Raw genomic sequence first — 23460 nt, 5'->3', positions numbered from 1 at the left:
TCTCAAGATTATCTTTCTCAAGGAGATATTTGTGAATTAAAGATCCCAACAATCTTTACAATGTACAGTTATATCAGAGATTCGCCAAAGACACCCTCAAGACCTTCGCCAGTGGTTAATTCAGGTTGTTGAGATTGTAATGCTTTTAGAGAATCTAAATCGCCTATAATTTCCACATTATCTAAAAAGGTCTTGATATACATTTGAAGAACAATCGGATAGCCCAACCCAACTGTAATCATAAGTAGTAAAAATGCCTTTATATCGAGAAGAATTTGGCAACCGGGAGTCATTGTAAATCTAAATCGAATATTTTGCAGCTGAATATTCTCATAGATAAATTTTCGAAGGGCTACATGATACCAAATGCGAGAAAAAGTTAACGTAGGAATGGCCAAAAGGAGTGTAACAATATTCACTTTATTTAAATGATGTGTAGGGTAATTCATTGAAAATTTTAAACTACCATAAGACATATTATTGATGAGAAGGCTCTCCTTTTTTAAAGCAGATGTGGGAATCAATATTCCCAATGAAATAATATTTAAAAAAACACGCTTCATTGCAAATAGCCCAAAAGAGAATGCGGAACCCGACAGGTTAAACCGAATTCCTCTCCAACGTGTTTTCGTCAAACGATAGCGCAGAGCACCATAAGCCCCGGTATAGATGAGAAAAAAAAGTGTAGGAACGTAGGCAATAGCAAGAACAACATCAATAATTTTCATGAGAAAAGGCATATTGAGAACATGCTGAATAAGATACCCCACCCCAAAATAAAGTCCCCAAAGAGCCATAAAAACACCCATAACCTTAACGAAACCCCGGAAAAGCTCTATCCCTTTGCCCGTATATTCAAAGCGGTCATTTTGAAGCATTGAGCATCGCACAAGATATTTCCTCAATCGCGTTATTCCCCAAAATCTATGGATACCGAGAGTGAAAATGGAAAAGAGTATGTTGACAAAACAAATTTTATACAGCTGCCCTAATTGAGGATCATGTTGAATTTTTTGAATGGGGAGCGAATCATTGACGGAAGATGACATGCTTAATTCCTAAAAATTAAAAATAACTGAAATTCCTAAAAATAATTTTAGCACGTTTTTACGTAAAATGGCAAATAAATCAAGTTGGAATTGAAAAATAGGAAATCTTAATAATGCAGAATTTTATGCAACCCAAGAACCCTTAGAAATTAAATCCATTCAGCATTTTTGCCCCTAAATGAAATCCAAAATTAAGTTAAGAAGATACAGATATATGACCTACAGGACCTGTCGTACTGACACTAGCCGTCGCTTTGTCGTAACAAGGCTTAGAAAGCCTGTTTGTTATTTCAATTTCAGATTGATTTATAAGTGTCTTTTCTTGATTTGACGAAAAATAAAGAGAAAGAGTGATATTTTCAACGGCAAATGGTTTTGCCGTATCAGCTGATCCTTGAGTAACCCAGGCTTTTGCATAAGCCGTATAAGAATTACGATCTACATTTATATGCAGCCACAAGTCAGGGTTATGTTGAATTTGGACTTTATTACTCTTCGTGGATAAATTATCGCCCTCACTTTTTTCAACTGACTCTGTAGCCAATCCACTATTTAAAATTGAAAGATTCAAAATTAAAAATAAATAAATTATTTTAGTCATTATACGTCCTTTCAAACTCCCAATTAAATATTTTTCAACATTTTACTTTTAACAAGACAATGGTCTATAATAGGAATTTTTTTGACCAAAAATAATAAAATATGTTTTAAAAAATTATGTGTCTAACGAACCAGACAATAGCTAAAATTCCTGCAGGTACACCAACTAGCCACGCAATTAAATATTTCATGTCAACTTCCTTTATCGTTTTGTTTGAGGGACTCAAACAATTTTTTTTAAAAATTATAGATAACATTTCTATCTACCATACTTTTTGTAGTGATAAAATATTTAAAATGATACCCTTATGAAGTTTTAAGATTCTTGTCTAGCCTCAATAAATACATCCATCTGCTGCCCAATATATATGCCTTTACTGTCGTCGGGCATTTGGTAGACACATTCGATGATTCGTGTATCAATAAGCTCAGTGCTTTCTCCGCTTAACTGTTGCTTTTGTTGGGCATAAGGTTCAACACGTACTAGTTTTAGAGCAAAGCGAATGTTGCGATTGCTTTTCAGATAAGCAAAGGCTTTTGATTGAGCATCGAATCGCCACGCATCATTTTCATCAATCTGAACTCTAATATGTAAAGGGTTTGTATTGCCCATTAATATAAGCCCTTGCGGGGAGGTCACGGCTTCCGTAATTCTTTCGCCTAATCGAATACCAACCTTCATAATCAGACCATCTATTGGGGCTTTAACGGTTAATTTATCCAACACGATAGTCGCCAAATTTAGGTAGGCTTTGGCTTGCTCTATTTTGCTTTCCTGAAGCTTTGTTTGGGCCTCTAACTTTTGGACTGCAAATTTACGCTTTTGAATTTCTTCGGTACTAATTACAAGCCCTAATTTCAATTTTTCTCCCCGACTTAGAAGATCTTGGCTTTCCAAAAGATTGACCTTGGCAACATCCCAATTGGATTGGGCCGCCTCCAATTCCTTCTCTCGTAATGCAACTTCAGCAAGGGCCGCTCTATTATCCAAACAAAATAAAGGATCACCTTTTTTAACAGTCTGGCCTTCTTTTGCATAAACTTCAGAAACAATTCCAGAGGTAAAAGAACCAATACTTATATTGCGCGTATTAGCTTCTACATAGCCCGTGCCCGAAATATTATATTTAAATGGTGAAGAAGGAGGAAATGTCTCTTGATGAGCTGGGAGAGAAGCATTTTGACCCTTTGTAAAGGAGAACAGAATGGCAGCACAAAATCCAATAATCGCTATGAGAACCAATAGCTGATTTTTCCACAAATATTGAATTGTTCCCCTATTTATATATTGTTGAGTAAGATGGGCAATAAGATTCTTTATTCGATCAAGCATTTTGTTTTACAACCCTTTCTATGCACCCATCGTTCATATAAGCGATGCGGTCAGCATACTGAAATATTCGATTATCGTGCGTTACAACCACTAACGTAGTTTTAAAATTCTTATTTATATCTTGCATAAGGCTTAATATTTTGGTGCCTGTTGCATGATCAAGAGCGCTTGTTGGCTCATCACAAATTAATAAGGAGGGATTGTGGACCAAAGCTCTAGCTATGGCTACACGTTGTTGCTGGCCTCCCGATAATTGGTTGGGTCGACTACGCATTTTGTCTTTTAAATGCACTTCAGCTAATATTTGCTCGGCACGTTTGACGGCCTTGTCATGGGGAGTCCCATTAATAATAAGAGGAATTGCAACATTTTGAGCGAGAGATAAGGTAGGGATTAAATTATAGGATTGAAAAATAAATCCCAAATGTTTAGCTCGGAATTCCATCAATTCATCCGTTGACATCTGTTGATAGTCGTATCCTTCTACAATGCATTTTCCAGAATCGGCTCGTAAAATTCCCGCAATAATAGAAAGAAGTGTAGTTTTTCCACAACCGGAAGGACCCACGATCATTAAAAATTCCCCTGCAAGAACTTCTAAGTCAACGCCTCGCAAAGCAACAGTTTCTACATCTGCAGTCTTAAAAGATTTTGTTAATGCCTTACATTGGATTGCTACCATCTTCTATCCCCGAAATACGATGGAAGGGTCAACATTTATGACGCGGCGCAATCCAAGGACAGCCGATAATATGACGATGAGAAGAACACCAACTCCAGCAAAAAGCAGTAAAGACGGGGGCAAAAGAAAGGCGAGAACCGTATCATGTACCAACATGCCAAATATTGTTGTTAATCCTACACCAATTCCATACCCCACCATGCCCACGACCATAGCTTGAAGAGCCACCATGCGAGCAAGAACTTTGTTTTTTAGGCCCATAGCTTTGAGGGATGCATAATGTTTCAAATTTTCTTGTACAAAATTATAAAAAGTTTGCCCCGCAATGGCTGCTCCAACAATAAACCCCAATAGAATTGAAATACCAAAGTTGATAGGAATTCCAGTGCTCTTCATCCAATAATTTAGGCTGATAGATTTAAATTCATCTGCGGTATAAGCTGCAAGTTGAGTGGTATCTGATATTTTCTGACAAAGGGCATGAGGATCTTGGCCTGATTTGGCCTTAACAAGGATATATGTTAAATGTCTTCGCGCTGGGGGAGCGTATCTCAATGCACGACTATAAGTCGTATAAACTTGTGGCTGAAGCACGAAATTTCGTGAAATTTTTACAAAACCTGCCACGACAGCTCGACGATCATTGATTTCTAGCACATCTCCTATATTTAAAGGTCTTGTTTGTTTATTCGGCAAATAAACCTTGAGATGCGTACGAGCGGCTTCTTGATCAACAAAAACGGCATCATTCCGTTTAAAATCAGAAAGGTTTCCAACAATTATTTTATGAGGAGCTCCTAGTAAAGTCGCATCATCAATACCTGTCATATCAATCGTTTTTGTGCGCCCATCCGGCAACTTAGTTCGCATAAGATTTTTGAAAAGAGGAACTGCCCATTCGACTCCGCTAACACCCCTAATGCGCCATAAGTCTGTATCACGTATTGGTTTGTGTTCTTCAACAAATTGAACCCCAGGATCCATAACCCAGATATCAGGTAAAGACACATCCTTCACAAAACTATAAGTCCGACTCATGAGGCCTACGAATATGCCTGGCTGTTGTGTCATGACTAATGCCGCGAATGAAATCCCGACCACCATGGTTAAATACTTACCCTTATCCCCAAACAGCATTTGTAAAGCAATTATATACATCCGCTTTCTCCAACGTGTTTTCAAAAAATGAGAGTGCCAAACCTTAGCGATATTTCAATCGAATCTCAATGCTTTAATTTATATTTTATATATTCTAGTCAGTGCCTCTACCTATTTGAGGCAACTCAAATGGACCTTAAAATCCTCTAACTCTTGCCAAGAACAGTTGACGGCATCCACACAAGAAGTATTGCAAAAAATATATACCCCAGTAAAAAGGTACACGGCACCAACATCTCTTTAATTGTTATAGAGGATTTATTTTCAACATTTTCTGGCTGTCCAAGAGTACTAGTAAATATTTTTACAGGTAAAAATTTTTCAATTTCCATCATAATTTGATTACGCGTATCTATAGATTTTTTAATATTTCCTAAGGAACTGAGCCAGGAATAGCACAAACAAGTTCCCAGTATTAAAGAACTCCACATTAAAAAGGCATACTGGTCACGGTTAATACTTTCAAGTCCCCTAAGATAAGCGACACCCGATATCAATAATGAGTTAACAGTAATCCAAAAATTATTGGCACTTTCACGAATTTCACTTGTATAATCAATAGATTCCGACAACAATCTGTATTGTTCTAGTGCTTTCTCTTCATCATTTTTATTTTTAATAATAACAAGCTGCTGAGGGGCCAAATTTAAGTTTTTTTTGTTGGTCTTCATAGTGCAGAATCCTTTATTTTTTATTTTTTAATTCACGGGCGTGTTATTTTTGGCATGTTATAATTTTAATTTTACCAAAACATCTCAAAGAGATTTAAAGGGTTATACGTAACAGATAACAATGATCAGTTTCTGAATTCATGAATGACAGAAGTTACCACACCCCAAATCACAAAATCCATTTCTTCAGTAATAATTATTGAAGGATACTCGGGATTTTCAGCCTTTAGTGTAATATTTTTCCCCTCAATATGAAGACGCTTAACTGTTAATTCCCCATTGAGTGCCGCAATAACGATAGAGGAGTGTTTTGGTTCTATAGATCGATCGACAACCAAAATATCATTGCTATTAATTCCCGCATTCTTCATGGAGTCACCGGAGGTTTTAACAAGGAATGTGGTATTTGGATTCTCAATCAAATGTTGATTTAAGTCTAAAGAGGCTTCTAAATTATCGTCAGCAGGCGACGGATAACCTGCGGATACCCGGCTCTCAAAAAGAGGTAAGTGAATGGGGTTTGAACGAAAACGCCCCAAATTTTTAACAACAAACTGCAAACTATCTTTACTTTTTTCTTCCTTCCAAGAATCAATGAGCCATTCAATCCCATTGACTAATGACACCGGAATACGCTTGGCAACAGTTTTTTCACCAAAAGCTCCTGAATTGGCTTTTCTACCCGCTCCAACTCGCGCCCCACCTTTTGCCATTTATTTCCCCATAATCTTACTTTTAAATATGAATTATGTACTTAAATCATAACTACAGTTATATAGACAGGTAAGTCAATTCTTTTTTAAGAAGAGATATAAATGGATCTAAAAATTATTGGTGATCTTTATGAGAAATTTTGTTCAATTAAAATTGGTTTGGGCTCTGTATCTGCAGTGGCAATGTAAAATGAATGACTAAGGACTTTTAATATTTCAGAATGAGCAACGTTAAGGCCTCCAGTATAGCTTCCAAATGACGGCATAATTAACGTTTTCTGATTCCAAGCAAAACAAGGCTTACTAATACGTTGCCGGTGTATCCTAGTTACGTATTTGGGATGATAATGTCCTACTATTTGAAATTTATCCTTATTGTGGAGATTGGGCTCGTGGTAAAAACCAAGATATCCATCACTCATATTTTCAATTTTTGTACCCCCTAATTCAACAGGTAAATCTGGATCATGATTACCCAGGATCCAAACCCATTCTGAAACACTGAAAACTAAGTCATTAACGGATTTTTTCTCCCATTCTTTCAGGGCTCCAAATGAATAACTTCTATGAAAGTTATCTCCTAAGCTAATGACGCGCTTAGCCTTAAATTTGTCGATAAGCCGTTTCAGGCGACTTAATGTATCTTGCACATCATAAGGGGGCAATAACGCCCCTCTTACAGAAAAATCAATACCCTTGCCAATATGTAAATCAGAGACGATGAGAGTTTCCCTGACTGGCCACCATAAACAGCGACAGCTTGATAACCACAATTTTTCACCACCCAAAGAAATTTCTAAAGAGTCATTCATGGGTTGCTTCTCGATATAGTAATTCACTTCTTTCTTGAACAGTTTTTAAGGCTATTAATGCATCCGTACCTGCACCCTCAATACCTTCCACCGTTTTTTCGAGAATTATGGGTATAGAAAATGGTGTTAGTCGTTCACAAGTTTGATAATGAATTTTATCCTGATAAGTTTCCAAGAAAGATTTCAGTCTATCCAAATTAATTAAATCTCGCTCTACGTCTAAACGATTGCTCCTTAGCAACAAATGGTTGGGATCATATTTAATAAGCACCTCGTAAATTAAATCCGTACTAAAAGTAACTTGCTTGCCCGTTTTTGACTGCCCTGGAAATTTGCGTTCTGTTAATCCTGATACCACTGCGGTGTTACGAAAAAAGCGTTTTAACATGGACGAATGGTCTAACCAATTATTTAATTCATCTTTAAAGAATGTTGGGTGCCAAAGTTTTTTTAAAGTTGACTGCGGAATAGAATTCAAACACCACAAACTTAATCCATAATCAGAAACTGAAAAACCTAAAGGATGACAACCCTCATTCTCAAGACGTTGAGATAATAAAAATCCTAGCGTTTGATTGGTTGGCCTTCCTTCAAAAGTGTAGGCGGTGATATAATTAAATCCTTTGTGAGAAAATAGCTCAACCAGCAATTCTTCCTCGCCAGGTAGTTGAGAAAATGTGGCTTGAGCTCGCAACCATTTTTGAAGATATAAAGGAAAAACCATATGCTTTTTTGGTGTTGTTAAGAGATGTTTTACTGATGCCGCCAAATAAGAAGAAAGCGGCATTCTTCCCCCAGAAAAAACTGGAATTTTTGCCTCTCGATTATTTGAGCGACTTACTTCAACTTTTAAATCACGTATTCCCTGATATTGTAAAATTTGACCGGCGAATAGAAACGTATCACCAGGTTCCATACCTAGAATTAATCTTTCTTCGATATCCCCGAGATGCAAGCCCTTTCCCCGTTTTCTTTTTGTTCCGGCTTTATTGTACACGAGCATAACTTTTAATTTCTCTGCCTCAACAATTGTCCCAATATTCATACGGTGACGTTGTTTGAGTTGGGCATTACGAGGATAAAAACTGCCTGAGTCATCTTTGATTAATCGATGATATTGTTCGTAGTGCTCTAATACATAACCGCCATTCACGACAAAATTAAAAGTATCCTGGAAAAGGGATTTTGTAAGTTTTGAATAAGGATAAGCCGTAATAACTTCCGCATATAAGCTGTCAACATCTATGGGGCTAGCACATGCACATGACATGATATGTTGAGCTAAAACATCTAATCCACCTTTTGAATTCGGCGGTGGGTCATCAAGAATACCCGCAGAAATAGCTTGCAATGCCGCCTGACATTCTAAGGCTTCAAAACAATTCGTAGGTACTAATATAGCATGACTCGGTGAATCGAGCCGATGATTTGAACGCCCTATTCTTTGTACCAAACGACTAATTCCCTTGGGGGCTCCTAAATTGATAACCAGATCTACGTTCCCCCAATCAACACCCAAATCCAGGGATGATGTCGCCACAACAGCTCGTAATTGCTGATTCGTGATTGCTGTTTCAACTTTTGTGCGCATATCTTTTGTTAAGGAGCCATGATGAATTCCAATGGGAACATTTGAATCATTAATAACCCACAAATCCTTAAACAATCTCTCAACTTGAGAACGGGTATTCACAAAAACAATACTCATTTGATTTGATTGAATCGTTTCGTAAATTTTTTTTATGAGATCAGATGAGGGGTAGTGGCCTGTGAGAGGTAAAGATATATCACTATAAATAATCTTAACGAGGGGCTTTATATCCTTTTTTAAATGTATCAAATAGGCAGGTTTTTCATAGCCCAGCCATGTGGTCATTTTTTGCGGATCTGCAACAGTTGCGGATAATCCAATACGCCGAGCATTTGGTGCCAGTATTTTTAGTCGAGCCAGTATTAAGGTTGTTTGATCCCCTCTTTTATTTGAGGCCAAACTATGAATCTCATCAATAATTATTGTTTGAAGAGATTTAAAAAGAGTTTTCGCTTCAGGATAAGTTAAAAGTAAAGCCAACGACTCAGGAGTCGTTAATAAAATATGGGGAGGTGTGTGTTTTTGACGCGCCTTTTTGTAAGTTGACGTATCACTTGTGCGACTTTCAACTTTTATCGGTAAACCCATTTCATTAATAGGATGCTGCAAATTACGCGCAATATCATTCGTTAGGGCTTTTAGAGGAGAAATATATATTGTATGTAATCCTTTAAAATCCGGACTCTCATAGAGATCTTTCAATACCGGCAAAAATCCCGCTAAAGTTTTCCCCGCTCCCGTGGGTGCGAGTAAAAGAATATCTTTCTCTGTCTGATAAGCACGCAACATATCAAGTTGGTGTTGCCGCAAATGCCAACCCTTCGTATCAAACCATTCTTGGAAAATTTTGGGTATCATGTTAGCTATTATAGATCTTCTAACCCATCTTTACATCTTAATTTGAAAGATATTTAATGACTGTGGATTGGCTTAAAATCAAAGATCATGGGCTTTATTGTGAACCCGGTGGTTTCTATATCGATCCTTGGCGACCTGCAGAGTATGCCGTAATCACACATGGTCATGCTGATCATGCTCGACCAAATAATAAGCATGTGCTCGCCACCTCGGGTACTATTGAGATTATGAAACACCGCTATCGAGAAGCCTGCGGGGAAAAAATACAACCCCTACCCTATTATCATCATTTACAAATCAAAGACATTTCTGTTTCCTTTTATCCCGCAGGTCACGTGTGGGGAAGTGCGCAAGTTCTTCTCGATTATCGCGGGCAAAGGGTCGTCGTTTCTGGCGATTATAAGCGACGCTATGATCCGACTTGTGAGCCATTTGAGCCCGTCTCGTGCGAAGTATTTATCACAGAAGCTACATTCGGACTCCCTGTTTTTACACATCCTGATGACAGTCTAGAGTTACAGAAACTCATTGACTCTATGAAAAGTTATCCGGATCGCCCCCACTTGGTGGGATGCTATGCATTAGGAAAATGCCAACGTTTGTTGCTAAGACTTAGGCAGCTTGGATATGGTCAGCCGATATATTTGCACGGAGCTTTAGAGGGGCTCACTCAACTTTACCATCAACACGGGTTTGATTTTGGTGAATTAATACTGGTCAGCACTATTGATAAAAAGCAATTGAATGGTCAACTCATTCTCTGTCCACCGTCTGCATTAGCAGATCGCTGGTCAAGACGGTTTGAAGATCCCGTCATTGGACTGGCTTCAGGTTGGATGAGAATACTTCAAAGAGCAAAGCAAAAAGGTATCGAACTTCCTTTAGTCATATCAGACCATGCAGACTGGCCTGAATTAATCCAAACATTAGAGGACGTTAATCCTGACCAGTTATGGGTAACCCATGGTCAAGAAGATGCGTTGATACATTATGCCCAAAGTAAAGGCTATGAGGCCAAAGCCTTATCACTTGTGGGTATGGAAGGCGAAAGTGAATGAAAGAATTTGCTAATCTTCTTCATCATCTAATTTTAACGCATTCGCGCAATCGCAAGATTGAAATTTTAAAAAATTATTTTAATGAAACACCGGATCCTGAACGAGGTTTTGCCCTTGCAATCTTAACCGGCAATTTAACTTTTCCTCTTATAAAGGCAAGCCAATTAAAAAAGCTCATCCTCGAACGAGTTGATCCTGTTCTCTATGCTTATTCATATGACTATGTAGGGGACCTGGGAGAAACGATCGCCTTTTTATGGCCTCATGCCCCCGGCATTACACCTAACTCTCTAGAAATGGTTGCGCACACATTACAAACCAATAAACAACATGAGGCATTAAATCATATAGTCTCATGGTTAAATGCGAGTACAACAATTGAGCGGTGGGCCTTAGTTAAATTAATTACAGGTGGCTTACGCATTGGATTGTCAGAACGGCTTGCCAAAACAGCACTTGCGCAAATTTCTTCTCACGTGACTGTAGAAGAAATTGAAGAGATGTGGCATGGACTGACACCGCCGTATCTTGAATTATTTTCGTGGCTAAATGGTAAAAGTGATAAGCCCACATTAAATCATCGTCTAAATTTCCGACCCTTTATGTTGTCAAGCCCTATCGAAGAAGCTGAACTCACCAACATTACACCCACGCATTACGCTGTAGAATGGAAATGGGATGGTATACGAGTCCAACTCGTGGGAGATGGTGAATCTTGTCGAATCTATTCTCGTTCCGGGGAGGATATTTCCCATGTCTTTCCTGATATTATTGAAAATGTTCAGTTAAATGCTGTCGTTGATGGCGAACTTCTTGTTAAACACCCTGGCGGAATTGCTACTTTCAATGATTTACAACAAAGACTGAACCGAAAAAATCCCACAAAGAAAATTCAAGAAGAATTTCCAGCATTTATTAGACTGTATGATCTTTTAATTCATGAGAATGAAGATTTACGCTCATTACCGTTTAAACAACGACGTCAGCGTCTCGAAGAATGGATAAATGGTCATCCCTCACAATATTGGGATATATCAAATCTTGTAACTTTCAAAAATATGAATGAACTCCAAGACACACATCAAAAAATTCGCACAGATACTGAATTTCAACAAACTGAGGGATTTATGATTAAAAACCTCGATAGTCCCTATTTAGCCGGACGAGTTAAGGGGCATTGGTATAAATGGAAACGTGATCCATTATCTGCAGATGTTGTTATGATGTATGCACAACGAGGACACGGAAAAAGAAGTTCTTTTTATTCAGATTATACGCTTGGCGCGTGGACAACTGATCAAACAGGTAATTTAATATTGGTTCCCGTTGCCAAAGCTTATTCGGGTTTTACAGATGCAGAACTTGTAAAACTGGATCAATGGGTAAGAAATCATACAACAAAAAAATTTGGCCCGGTTCGGGAAGTATCATCCGAACTTGTTATTGAGATTGAATTTGATAGTGTCCAATTATCTAACCGTCATAAATCAAAAATTGCGGTACGCTTCCCCCGTGTGCGTAGAATTCGATGGGATAAGCCATCGCGAGAAGCCAATACAGTTAGTGATTTAGAGAAATTAATTTCTTAAAAATATAGTCGAAAAGGGAACGATATCAAATCCAACTCCCTTCTGCATGAAGCACCATAACCGAATTAAAAAGCTTAATAAGCAGAAATTGATTGTTCTGGAAACTCGATGGTGATTTTAGAACCAACCTCTAAGCTAGCCTTGTTAATTTTTATAATGTAATAGGGGATTGTTGGATTATCTGTTTTAACAAAATACTCCGTCATTTGCTTTCCTATTTGTCTCACTGAGGTGACTGTTCCTTGAATATCTAAAGGTAGGGGTTCACAACCTGTTATCACTAAGGAAAGGGCCATTAATTTAATTAATTTAGTCATAATAATCTCGATTTTAAAAATTAGATAGCTTACAAGCTATGGGTTTACACATTCGTTTAAAAATATTTGTAATCAGAATCTTTGAAATGATTATCATAGGGCAAGGGATTAAAAGTACGAATGACGGTCGTTACAACACCTTGTACAAAATAGCTCATTTCTTTGGTTATGGTAATAGGTGGAAAATCTGGATTTGCAGATAACAATTTTACTTGTGATTCTTCTAAATATAAGCGTTTTAAAGTAAATTCCCCATTGAGCACAGCAATAATAATATCCCTATGCTTAGGCTTCAAGGCTGTGTCAACGACCAACAAATCATTATGGTTAATGCCGGCGTTAATCATTGAATAACCCGTTACTTTAAAATAGTACGACGACAAAGGGTGTCGAGTGAGATAACGGCCTAAATCCAAATGTCTTTTATAAGGATCATCGATATTAGCGGGAGGACCAGCGGGAACAAATACATCAAAATAGGGCACGTTCAATTTGTTTATTTTGCAAGGTCCGAAAGCAAATAAACAGTTCTTATCAAGTTTATATTTTTTATAATTTTGGGCGATATTTTTAATACCACTTCGATGGTAAGTATTTCTCGACCCGCTATAATGAGAGAACTTTTGAAATTGTCCTATGGGTTTAGTAAGATATTTTTTAGGTTGCTCAACACTTTTGAGTAACATGATTTTCTCCTTGTTTTGAATTGTGTACATAATTCATAACAAAGATATAAAGTGTTTGTCTAGATGAAAATTTTAAATGGTTAAAAAAATTTTAAACGAGTATTAATAGTTGTAGACTTAAATTTAAATTGAAAAATTTTGAAAATTAACAAATTGGAAATTTATATTTTAAACTTTTGATCATCCAAGCTGCAGTGGCATTCATTATGCTTTAATAAATTTAGGGTGAATTGGGCACAAAATCTTAAAATTACGTTTCTCTAAATATTACAATTTGCAAAGAAAACTAACCTACCGAATTCATCCCTAAAATTTATCTGAACTCTGTCTTAAAAAAAATTCCTATAGCATCTTACTGCCTAGAAAATTTATAAACCCCCTGCCCACCACAAGTAAATATAAACCGGAAAGGCCAACAAGTGTGTAGACAGATTTTACCAATAACGGCGAGAAGCCAAACAAAACTTCGACTAAATTAATACCTAACACCCCAACTGTTCCCCAGTTGATGGCACCAATTACAGCTAGAATAAATGCTGTTATGACTAATTTTATTTTCATTTTTTATCTCCTTATTTATCACATTGAGTTGGCACTAGATTGATGTCCCATAATTATCACGCAAATCACGAATCTGATCATGATCTTTTATAACTGTTTCATATTGCCCTTGAATGAGAGAGCGAACATTTTGCTGTAAATTTTGCTCTAAAGCTTTTGCATAAGCCGCTTTCACAATATCCTCACCCTTTTCGCATTCCACGAGAATCGCATGGGAATCTTTACCCGTTAGCGCCCCTTTGATATTAATCCATCCACGATGAATAGAACCAAGTAGGGTACCATTTTCTTCATATTCACCATCCATTTTTGCAACGTGGCCCTGCAAACTTGTCACCGCCAACTGATATGTATTAGCTTTCGTTAAAAATATTTTCTTTAAATTCGTATCTTCAACATTTTCAGCCGCTGTGCGAAAACCTTCCTCTGTGTCCTTATTAACCTGAATTAAATTATTCAAAACTGAAATGGATTGTTCAGACATTTTTTTATCCTCCTTATTTACAGTTACAATTCATTAAAACAATCTGAGCGGATATAATCCAAGTGATAATGAATATAAATTTCACTTGAGACTTGATGATCACAGACGAACGTTAGAAAGTTGGTAAGCTGCTACCGATGCAAAGAGCTTTTGAGTGGTCGAAGTTTAGACCATAAGCCTCCTCAATCTACAGTAGTCTCTGCTCTTGATCCTGCCAGAAACTCCGTTGAGAAAGCGATCCAAAGATGTTGCAGAACACAAGCAAAGTTGAGCGTATATCCAAAACTTATATTTTCATTACTGAATCTATAATTCAGGGTTATGTGCCTTCAAGTGCATAGATGAGTAGAATAAATTAGTAGACTAATTACTCATATGACACACGCGACAATGCGACCACAGCAAAACCACCCTCCTAAGTTGCATAATGAGTATATTCTTGTATATGAGGTTTCTTGGTAACGAAGGTTAAATCTTACAACCTCCACTTTGAGGCCTAAAATAACTTCACGTTCATTTATATTTGATGCGTATATTTTTACCTAATAGGCACTATCTTAAATTCGCTATAAATTATGAATCAGTCGCAGGATTGCAGATTAAATTTTTCAGTGATATATAAGAAAGATCTTCTTGTTGATGCAAGGAAAGCCTTTATGATCTTTTTTCAAAAAAAAACTCTCTCACGACAAATTAACTTATTATTATTGCTGTTTTGTTTTGGTGTTTTATCTTCCGGAATAAAAACGCAGGATGATGAAGATCTTGACACGGTCCTTCCCCAATCCTCCAGCTCACAAACTCATAAACCATGTACGTCAATTGTCAAAGAGAACCCTATCACTATTTTTGGCTATAAGTTTTCTGACACCTCTTTGGGAAGGAAAGCTCTTCAACCCCGCACAAAAGCCTTTGAGAGACTTGAGTTTTTAGGGGATAGAGTGTTGGGGCTTACGACAGCTCATATGTTATATAAATGCTATCCTTCAAAAGATATCGGTTGGTTAGCCGAAGCCTTTTCTAAGCTCGTTTCCAAACCGACTCTGGTCCACCTTTACGAAGCTTGTCATATTGATCCTGCTCTCTTAACCTCACCCTCTTATCAAGCTCCTGTAACAGGACCCATTGCAGAAAAAACGGCCTCTGATGTCGTGGAGGCCTTAATAGGGACCGTTTACAAAGATAAGGGTTTTATAGCTGCTCAAACCTACGGTGAAAAACTAATAAGAAGCCGCTATAAACTCAATACTGAAGCAGAAACACCTCTTAATCTTCGTTCCTCCTTATTAACTCCCACCACTATACATACTTCTCTTCAACGGAGGGACCTTCCCCAACTTTTAGAGCTATTGGGCTATGCTTTCAAAAACAATCGCCTACTGTATGATGCCTTCCAGCATCCAAGCGTAGGAGGAAGTGCTTTTAAGAAACTTGATTTTATAGGCGTGAGAGTTTTAGCGCTCGCAATTGCAGAAAAAGTTTATAACGATTTTCCGGATGCTGAAGAAGGTCTATTGATGACCGAAAATGAACAGCTGATTAACAATGATAATTTGGCGAGTGTTTTTCAAAAGTGGCAATTATGGCGCTATCTTACCAAACAATATAATGGGTTTATTGGTGAACTTATAGCTCCGGAACGGGTTCCCAATAGAATGGCTTGTGGTACCGTGCGAACATTTATGGGAGCTATATATTTAGACGGTGGTTGGGAAGCTGCATTATCAGCCGCACACAAACTTCTTTTTACAGATCCTCCTGAAGATTTCTTTGAGCCAATTTTTAGATTGGGCGATTTGTTTAATCATTCCCCACCACGCACGAGTGAACCTCCTGTAACTGAGAATAAAGATGCTTGGCCAATCTTAAAAAAAGAAGATTTAGCCTCTCATGAACAATCATCAATTTCCTCGCAAGGCGTTTCTGCTGTTTCCTTAAATCAATCTACTGATAAACAAATACTGCCCGCACAACCAAGTTATCTTGATATAGCGAGGCGACAGCAATCGGCTAAATCTACAAATAATGATGATGATGATAATTTAATGCCTCAAGACCCTTGGCCCGAATTAACTTCTAAAAAGACAACCGCCGCATCGCCTTCAAAAAGGACAAGCCCTCAAGATTCTAGAAAAAGTTCTGAAATTTGGAAGGATCCTGCAACAACGATGAAAAGTGTTTTGCCACCGAAACAAAAGAAACTTCAGTTGAAAGCTAAATATTAATAATGCACAGGGAAATTATGACAAAAATTTTAAAATCAAAATTTGTACAGTCGAAAAATTTTTTATAAGACAGCAAAAAAATATTAATTACAAAAATTTTATAACTTCATTTTTCCAAGATACGTTCCATCTGCTTTAAAGTTCATATCTAGCGAAACCGCATTTGTAAAAATTTCACTTTGTTGGGTGAAAGGATCTACCCGCGGTATCGGATAACCTATAATAGCTCCTAAATTTTCGGCAATATTTGAAATAAATTTGGCTTGGTTAAGTTGATGCAATAAATTAGAGAAATTATCAACTGTAAAAGTAATCGTTCCTCTCATGCCAGGATCTTCTATGTTATGGGCATACTGATAAGGCATTAAATCTAAATATTTAAATTTTCCTTTGGCTTGTATAGCATAGGGCATACTCTCAGGATTATGAGCAGAAAGGGTGGGGGTTTTTAAAACCATATGCAGAACTCGCTCAATTGTATGATATTCTCCTTTTCCCTTTATATTAGAAATACGAAGATTGCCCCCACATGCTTTTTCTTTGTGTCTGTCTTTGCAATAAGATTGGTTTTTATCAAGCTTAATTTTTAAGGGATATAATACAAAATTATCAAATATATAAACTTTATTTTTATAATTTACGTTACTTGATATGGTGTCTGCTTCTAAACTACTTCCATTTGAAAGGAAAACTTTTAATGCTTTAATCTCAATAGGGAAATTATAATTTTTTAAGTAAGATTTGATAAATTCACTATAATTCGGTTCTATAACGATAATTTTTGCATCTATTTTTGTAAATGTTGGATTTATCCCTAAGTTTTTTAAACTTAATTTTTTTAATATGATACTTGGAAATTTCCATAATTGCCAACTAAAGTGAACACTCTTAATATCAATTTTTAGTTCATGGTGGCGCGCATTTTTTTTATAGAATGTTTGATATAATACGGCGCGCCTAAAATAACGATACTGATCATGCTGATAAGGCTGATAAGGCTGATAAAAGTAATTATTTTTCTATTAAACATATCTTTGCGCAATAAAATATATATCTTAGTCATTATTAGTTACCTCAAAATTTTTAAGCTCCCATCCTAAATATTTTTTTATTACTTGTCTTACATGAATGCAAAATTATTTTATAGGTTAAAATTAGACTTAAATTAACCTACAAATTATTAAATCAAAAGCGCAAAGTTTAAATTTGCTAGGGAGAACTGGTTACTTTTAAAAAACAACTTATTAAAAAAATATAATTACAAAGGAAAATATAATGAATATATACAACTATTTAAAAAAGGATCATCGCGTAGTTGCGGATCTTTTTGAAGAAATACTTTCCACAAAAAGCACTAAAAAGCGTGAAGCATTGTTTCAAGAAGTAACGAATGAACTTCTTATCCATGCAGAATCAGAAAATGCTACTTTTTATGAGGCTCTGAAAGAACACGAAGAAACTTCAGAAATCATTGAGCATGCAGAAAAAGAACACGAAGAAGTCAAAGAGTATATAGAAAAATTAAGTGGCATTTCTCTTGAAAGTGAAAAATGGTTAGAACAGTTTGGGGAATTTAAACATTCTGTTACTCACCATGTTGACGAAGAAGAAGGCGACATATTTGAAAAAGCAAAGAAGGTTTTAAGTCCTGAGCAAGCTAATCAACTTGCTATCGATATGGAAGAACTAAAAAAAGAATTAAAGACCGTTTAAATATACTTAGAAACTAAATAACAAAAAGAATGGAGAGTAAAATGGAAAATTTAGTAACAGCTACCCCATCCAGTTTTGATGACAATACCAATCCAATTATATTGGGAGATAATAGTTTAATTACAGCGTTGTTTAAAAACCCAAAAACAGCTGAAAAGATTTATGAGGAGTTATTATCCCAAGGATATAAACAAGATGACATTACCCTGGTGATGTCAGAAAAAACACATAGCAGTTATTTCCTTGATAATACTAGCCACATAACGGCTTCAGATATAGGAAATAAAACCTTAGAAGGATTAGGCGTCGGTGCCTCCCTCGGAGGCACGATGGGTGCACTAGCGGCAGCTATTGCTGCTGTTGGCACCACTCTTGTCATTCCGGGCCTAGGCCTTATTGTAGCTGGATCTTTAGCCGCAGGATTTGCCGGAGCCGGGGCTGGAGCTGCAGCAGGAGGGTTAATTGGTGCACTAATAGGGTCAGAAACTCCTAACGACCAAACAAAGTTATTGGAAGAAGGCCTTAAAGAGGGGGGAGTCGTTATTGCTATTAAAGCTTCCTCTGATGAAGACCGTGGAAAAATACAACAAAAATGGCTGGCACTCCAAAAGAATGATGCAATTCGCCAAGCAGTTTATTAAATTCCAATACGGTGTCCCTCTTTTCTGGGCACCGTATTATTTTTTTAAAAATATCCTATGTCAAATTACATGACGTACAAGAATTTATTTATAAATAGATATGCATTATCAGTTTATTGCCCTTAACTATACATTACTTGCAAGGTGTTTTTCCCATTATCAAATGATACACTTAGAAAGAAAAAATAATTTTGACTAAGCCTTAGCGGCTTAATAAGTTCCATTATTATTTTAAACATCATATCCTCCAAATATTTATTGAATAAATTATTTTATTAGCAAAAATACATCAAATAATTAAATTAAAAAGATTAGTAAATTAATTGAAATTATTTTATTTAAATTTATAGATTATATTGTTGTAATTTTAAATTATATATGAGATACCTTATAGGCTGCTCGGGTTTAATCTAAAAAATACTTTAAAATGTACAGCTACTTACTTTTTATTAAGAAGGATGTACAATGCAAAATATTATATTTCACCAAAAAATTTTTCATATTACTTATCAGCTCATACAAATAAAAAAAAATGAAGCTCAAACCACATATCAAATAGATATAAAAAATCTTCGTACCCAACAAACATTTAAGAAAGACTTTTTTAATGCTATTACCAAATTTATTCTTATAATTGGCTCTTTTGGTGTGGGGTTAAGCATCATTAAAGCAATTGTATCCTCTTCAGAAGAAATAGCTTCTCTTCTCATCTAACAATTAATAGAAAAAATATTTAATTACCTGAGGTTGTTTTATATTTGCGAATCTGATTGTAAAAGTCATAAAGTTTTTAAGTAATCACGCTCCGCTAAGCATGTCTACTTTTGTAGGGAAAATCTTATGAGATGAGCAAGAAAAAGTGAAATTCTTTGTTTATTCCAAATTCTTTGCGCATCTGAGTAAAGTTCAGACCCTAATGATCAGAGAAAAATCATTAAAACAATTCGGGGGTCAGCCTCCCTCTTTCCCCAGCCCCACAGCCGCCATTCCGGCTTGTTTCCAAACACCCCTTATATGTCCTTTTTCCTTTTCAATCTTTTGGATGAGTTCCGCTTTCAGATCATTCAAGTGCGGTTGCCATTTTTTCACCAAGTCTTGATAGTCTTTAGAATCGATCAATCCCGACCCGAGCTTATCCAAATTTCCACGATATAGGGTGGAGAGGACGTGGATAGCCTGAGATTGTTCAAAACCCAACCAACTCTCATGGTGAGAAGGATCTACCACAAGCTCTTTATAAAAATCTTGAATTCTATTATTAATAGCCAGGGATTCAACTGTAATACCTTTTGGCGGATAAAGTTTGTTTTTTTCTTTCATAAATTCCAAAAGGGGGGGAAGTTCTACCATTAACCCTTTTTCTAGAATCTGAGAAGTCAATACTCCGGAAGTCTTCAGATAATTCATCACTCCTCTCACGGCCTCCTCTTTCAAACCCTTCAAAGACCCCCCATACGCAACGGCATAGAGCAGGGGTACATAATATGAATTCCATTGACCGCCAATCATCTTTTCAATAGGGGGTATAGGCATTGGCGATTTAAGGGAGGGTTTAGGGAGTTTATGGAACTCCTCCTTATAATGCTGATAGGCTACGGACAGAAATTTTTCCTCAATAGGGGCAGCTGTATAATTTTCATTGGCTTTGAGAGTGCTTTTATGGCTAACCCACTCACTCATTTCAGGAAGTTTAGATGGATCATTCAGAATAAAGGTAGAAATAGTATGGGCATATCGTTCGAAGGCTTCTTTTTCATCGGGTGCAAAATGTCCTTTGTCGACCACATCTTTTCCTATAACATTCCCCATTTCCGATGTATAAAGCCGAATCAGGTTCCCTTTTCCAACTTTCTTTGCTTTGTCACGCCAATCAAGCGTTACCTTAACATTGACATTATTATCATCAAGATTATGAAGCAATAGAATGGGTTCTTGTATCTTTTGGATCTTCTCATCATTTTGAGGGTCCTCTGTCATGGGCTCTAGCCATTGAGAGGCCTTAATAGAATCTGGTGTATTTGCATACATTTTATGTCCTAAATTGCTTTTCTCAAGCATTGCAAAAGAGAGCGCACCATCGTGGCTGATATATCCGGAAAAAGTTCCTGGATAAAGTTCAGCTTGTCTTATGGCTGTCCGTCCCCCAAAACTTGCTCCATATAGATATATTTTCTTACCCTTCAATACCTTTAAATCTTCATGGAGGTTTGTTGGATTATTTTTGAGGGTTTCAAAAAACTTGTTAATACTAGCATGGAGTCGGGTGTGTAAAGCTTCTGGCATATCCATTTGATGAGCTTCTAACTGGAGTAAATCAACCAAATTTAGCTTAACAACAGCAATGCCTTGACTGAGAAGGTAATTTTCTAAATTACTTCTGACGGGGGGATGATCCATGCGCTGGAGTCTCATCGAGGCTTTGAATCCCCCATATACGTGTACAAATACCGCTTTGATTTCTGTATTTAAAGGCAGATGGATATTATATCCAATAGGGACCCCTTGCGCGAGAGAAAGGGGTTGACCAAATTTAACGACATTACCTCTAGTTGTCGTTCCTTCTTTCGGATAAAGTACCGGATATTGAGCGCGATACTCTTCAAGACCTGCATCGTAACCCTGTTGGTTATAGACCAATTCAAACTTCTTAGAAACTTCTGGAACTTTATACGCTTCCCCTCTGACACCTTTTGCAAATATCATATCTGAAAAATCATGCAGATCTTCTTCATAGTATTGAAGGAATTTGGAAATAAAATCTTCGCCAGATCTTTCTGGAGGTGGGACTTGTTCATGTGGCGCTTTTGTTGTCTCTACGTGCTTTGTGCCATAAGACGTGGCACCTTGGTTTTGAGCTGCCTCAATATTGAAGCAGAAGGTTGCCACTAACAAAATTATCAACAAACAACGCTTCATCTCACTCGTCCCTATAAAAGCATTCATACTCTTATTAAAGTTTAAGAAATGGTTGTTAATTTTTGATAAAGAATAGCAGAAATTATCAATTCAGTGCATTGCCGGCAAGGATGACATAAATAGTTTATGATCATGAAAGATTAACTTTTAGTTATCAGGTGATTCTAAAGAACCGAGATCCTGAATTCTCTATCAATTTGGATATCACTCGTCCTAGAAAACGTTTCAAAAAGAACGTAGCAGGGCATAACAAATTGAGCACCAGGTTTTGATGAAGGTCTTCCGCGAGAGCAGACAAAGTAAGGGGTAGCGAGGCTTGTGCCACAATCTAATACATCTATAGTACAAAAAATAAATCTCTAAAAAGTAATAATCCTTTGAGCCCGCGGTTTTGATGGTGGGCGCTGCAGGATTCGAACCTGCGACCCGCTGATTAAGAGTCCGCTGCTGTTTAATAACTCTATCCCCTTAAAACTCTCGAATTTGGCTTTTATATTGGGATTTAAGAACTTTCTTACTATTCTAAAAACCCAAAAATTAACTCAAATTCTCGTAAATTCTCTCTCTGTTGCCGACAATTTCTTGATGCCAAAGTGAGAGAAATTATGATAATATGGAAATACTTTGCCGACAATTTAGGAAATTTGACATGCCAAGGTAACAAAACGTTTCATAGACGCCATAGTACCTGATTCTAAAAAGACTCTCAAATTTTGGAACGACGAAGTCAGACGATTTGGAGTTATTGTCCTCCCAAGCGGCAGACGAACCTATGTTATTGAATATCGAAGAGAATCATGTTCAAAAGCGCGTTAAGATTGATGTGCATGGCCACTTAACACCACAAGAAGCAAGAATTTTAGCAAAAAGACAATTGAGTAAGGTTGCTTATGGAGAGGACTTGGCTCATACCAACAAGCAGATTCGCAACCTTCCCACCTTTGCAGACCTTGCAAAGGATTACATAGAACGTCATGCCATGCGAAAAAGGGATAAGAGCCTCAAAGAAGATCAAAGACTCTTAAAAAGTCATCTACTTCCGGCTTTAGGAGCTATTAAGGTTACTGCGATAACTCGTCAAGACATTGAAGACCTCCACAAACATCTCGGGAAAAAGCCCTATCCAGCCAATCGGGTTCTTGCTCTCCTATCCAAAATGTTCTCACTCGCCATATCCTGGGGATGGTGCAAAGAGAATCCCGTAATAGGAATCCAGAAGTATCAAGAAGAAAAACGTGATCGTTGGTTGACTGAGGAAGAGACCCAACGTCTATGGAATGTTCTTGATAAGTATCCTCAACACTTAACAGCCTTTATTTTTAAATTCTTGCTGCTTACGGGAGCTCGCAAAGGTGAGGTAATGCAAGCAACCTGGAATCAATTTGATCTAGAAAAGGGAATTTGGACGAAACCTTCCCATCTTACCAAGCAAAAGAAGACCGAGTATCTTCCATTATCGAGTAAAGTCTTGAGTGTGCTTCAGGAGATTAAAAAGATACGTGCTGAGATGAACGCCAAAATGAAGTCTAAGCCAAGCGCTTACGTTTTTCCAGGACGAGTTGACGGATAACCAATCAAAGAAGCAAGATTGGAAAACGTTCGTATCCATGATTTGCGACATACACATGCCTCTTACTTAGTTTCTAAAGGGCTCAGTCTGAGCATTGTCGGAAAACTGTCCTGCCCCCCTATAAATAGTCCAGAAAATAAATTAGGATTCTGGAATAATGGAGGGAAGAAATGGCACGTAGAAAGTTTGAAGCAAGCCAGATTATAGGATATTTGCGAAGTATTGAAGTCCTG

The 23460-nt window shown here is 37.0% G+C and carries 22 protein-coding genes and 1 pseudogene; 8 read left to right on the top strand and 15 right to left on the bottom strand.

The window, feature by feature from the left end; translation table 11 throughout:
• Positions 1-68 precede the first annotated feature (68 nt).
• The 9 genes from FJX03_08045 to FJX03_08005 form a co-directional block, all read right to left on the bottom strand.
• Entirely contained in the window at positions 69-1049 is a 981-nt protein-coding gene (locus FJX03_08045; GenBank protein ID MBM3633630.1) for a DUF898 domain-containing protein, read from the bottom strand.
• 196 nt (positions 1050-1245) lie between these two features.
• Positions 1246-1650, bottom strand: coding sequence for a hypothetical protein (locus FJX03_08040; protein MBM3633629.1), 405 nt, complete (start codon positions 1648-1650; stop codon positions 1246-1248).
• A 315-nt stretch (positions 1651-1965) separates the two neighbouring features.
• Complete coding sequence (locus FJX03_08035) at positions 1966-2982, bottom strand: biotin/lipoyl-binding protein (protein ID MBM3633628.1); 1017 nt, start codon at positions 2980-2982, stop codon at positions 1966-1968.
• Positions 2975-3664 (bottom strand): ABC transporter ATP-binding protein, encoded by a 690-nt coding sequence (locus FJX03_08030; protein MBM3633627.1) that lies wholly within the window; start codon positions 3662-3664, stop codon positions 2975-2977. The genes FJX03_08035 and FJX03_08030 overlap by 8 nt, the downstream gene beginning before the upstream one ends.
• A 3-nt stretch (positions 3665-3667) precedes the next feature.
• A complete protein-coding gene (locus FJX03_08025) occupies positions 3668-4822 on the bottom strand; it encodes an FtsX-like permease family protein (GenBank protein ID MBM3633626.1) in 1155 nt (384 codons plus the stop codon).
• 146 nt (positions 4823-4968) lie between these two features.
• On the bottom strand, positions 4969-5493 hold the full coding sequence (locus FJX03_08020) for a hypothetical protein (GenBank protein ID MBM3633625.1): 525 nt from the start codon (positions 5491-5493) through the stop codon (positions 4969-4971).
• Positions 5494-5618: 125 nt separating this feature from the next.
• Positions 5619-6206 carry a translesion error-prone DNA polymerase V autoproteolytic subunit gene (umuD, locus tag FJX03_08015; protein ID MBM3633624.1) on the bottom strand — a complete coding sequence of 196 codons (588 nt, stop codon included), beginning with the start codon at positions 6204-6206 and terminating at the stop codon, positions 5619-5621.
• Positions 6207-6334: 128 nt separating this feature from the next.
• Positions 6335-7018: a ligase-associated DNA damage response endonuclease PdeM gene (gene pdeM, locus FJX03_08010; GenBank protein MBM3633623.1), complete on the bottom strand. Its 684-nt coding sequence runs from the start codon at positions 7016-7018 to the stop codon at positions 6335-6337.
• Positions 7011-9467: a ligase-associated DNA damage response DEXH box helicase gene (locus FJX03_08005; GenBank protein MBM3633622.1), complete on the bottom strand. Its 2457-nt coding sequence runs from the start codon at positions 9465-9467 to the stop codon at positions 7011-7013. Before FJX03_08005 ends, pdeM begins: the two co-directional genes overlap by 8 nt.
• Before the next feature lie 56 nt (positions 9468-9523).
• Here FJX03_08005 and FJX03_08000 point away from each other — a divergent pair, with 56 nt between their 5' ends.
• Both FJX03_08000 and FJX03_07995 read left to right on the top strand, forming a co-directional pair.
• Positions 9524-10525: a ligase-associated DNA damage response exonuclease gene (locus tag FJX03_08000; protein MBM3633621.1), complete on the top strand. Its 1002-nt coding sequence runs from the start codon at positions 9524-9526 to the stop codon at positions 10523-10525.
• Entirely contained in the window at positions 10522-12114 is a 1593-nt protein-coding gene (locus FJX03_07995) for a cisplatin damage response ATP-dependent DNA ligase (protein ID MBM3633620.1), read from the top strand. Before FJX03_08000 ends, FJX03_07995 begins: the two co-directional genes overlap by 4 nt.
• Positions 12115-12188: 74 nt before the next feature.
• On the opposite strand, the gene FJX03_07990 is transcribed toward FJX03_07995, so the two are convergent.
• The 4 genes from FJX03_07990 to FJX03_07975 form a co-directional block, all read right to left on the bottom strand.
• On the bottom strand, positions 12189-12431 hold the full coding sequence (locus FJX03_07990; GenBank protein ID MBM3633619.1) for a hypothetical protein: 243 nt from the start codon (positions 12429-12431) through the stop codon (positions 12189-12191).
• Between the two features lie 56 nt (positions 12432-12487).
• Positions 12488-13117 carry a translesion error-prone DNA polymerase V autoproteolytic subunit gene (umuD, locus tag FJX03_07985; protein MBM3633618.1) on the bottom strand — a complete coding sequence of 210 codons (630 nt, stop codon included), beginning with the start codon at positions 13115-13117 and terminating at the stop codon, positions 12488-12490.
• 342 nt (positions 13118-13459) lie between these two features.
• On the bottom strand, positions 13460-13678 hold the full coding sequence (locus FJX03_07980) for a DUF378 domain-containing protein (protein MBM3633617.1): 219 nt from the start codon (positions 13676-13678) through the stop codon (positions 13460-13462).
• Positions 13679-13712: 34 nt separating this feature from the next.
• Positions 13713-14162: a PA2169 family four-helix-bundle protein gene (locus tag FJX03_07975; GenBank protein ID MBM3633616.1), complete on the bottom strand. Its 450-nt coding sequence runs from the start codon at positions 14160-14162 to the stop codon at positions 13713-13715.
• Positions 14163-14737: 575 nt separating this feature from the next.
• Between FJX03_07975 and FJX03_07970 the strand changes: the two genes are divergently transcribed.
• The gene (locus tag FJX03_07970) at positions 14738-16387 is read left to right on the top strand and encodes a hypothetical protein (GenBank protein MBM3633615.1); all 1650 of its coding nucleotides are present in this window, start codon (positions 14738-14740) and stop codon (positions 16385-16387) included.
• A gap of 98 nt (positions 16388-16485) precedes the next feature.
• Here the strand turns inward: FJX03_07970 and FJX03_07965 are convergent, their stop codons facing one another.
• Complete coding sequence (locus FJX03_07965; protein MBM3633614.1) at positions 16486-16845, bottom strand: hypothetical protein; 360 nt, start codon at positions 16843-16845, stop codon at positions 16486-16488.
• Positions 16846-17662: 817 nt separating this feature from the next.
• Here FJX03_07965 and FJX03_07960 point away from each other — a divergent pair.
• From FJX03_07960 to FJX03_07950, 3 genes and pseudogenes are all read left to right on the top strand, one after another.
• Complete coding sequence (locus FJX03_07960) at positions 17663-18100, top strand: hemerythrin domain-containing protein (GenBank protein ID MBM3633613.1); 438 nt, start codon at positions 17663-17665, stop codon at positions 18098-18100.
• 95 nt (positions 18101-18195) lie between these two features.
• A pseudogene (locus tag FJX03_07955) lies at positions 18196-18672 on the top strand (hypothetical protein).
• A gap of 534 nt (positions 18673-19206) precedes the next feature.
• Positions 19207-19455, top strand: a complete 249-nt coding sequence (locus tag FJX03_07950; GenBank protein MBM3633612.1) for a hypothetical protein — start codon at positions 19207-19209, stop codon at positions 19453-19455.
• Positions 19456-19692: 237 nt separating this feature from the next.
• Here the strand turns inward: FJX03_07950 and FJX03_07945 are convergent, their stop codons facing one another.
• The gene (locus FJX03_07945; GenBank protein ID MBM3633611.1) at positions 19693-21684 is read right to left on the bottom strand and encodes a hypothetical protein; all 1992 of its coding nucleotides are present in this window, start codon (positions 21682-21684) and stop codon (positions 19693-19695) included.
• A gap of 718 nt (positions 21685-22402) precedes the next feature.
• On the opposite strand from FJX03_07945, the gene FJX03_07940 reads away from it, so the two are divergent.
• Both FJX03_07940 and FJX03_07935 read left to right on the top strand, forming a co-directional pair.
• Positions 22403-23227 carry a hypothetical protein gene (locus FJX03_07940; GenBank protein MBM3633610.1) on the top strand — a complete coding sequence of 275 codons (825 nt, stop codon included), beginning with the start codon at positions 22403-22405 and terminating at the stop codon, positions 23225-23227.
• A gap of 18 nt (positions 23228-23245) precedes the next feature.
• On the top strand, positions 23246-23434 hold the full coding sequence (locus FJX03_07935) for a hypothetical protein (GenBank protein MBM3633609.1): 189 nt from the start codon (positions 23246-23248) through the stop codon (positions 23432-23434).
• Positions 23435-23460 lie beyond the last annotated feature (26 nt).

The sequence above is a fragment of the Alphaproteobacteria bacterium genome (assembly GCA_016870095.1).
In the GTDB taxonomy this organism is placed as follows: Bacteria; Pseudomonadota; Alphaproteobacteria; order Paracaedibacterales; family VGCI01; genus VGCI01.
Note: the sequence above shows the minus strand (reverse complement) of the source record. Positions and strands in the feature narration are given on the sequence as shown.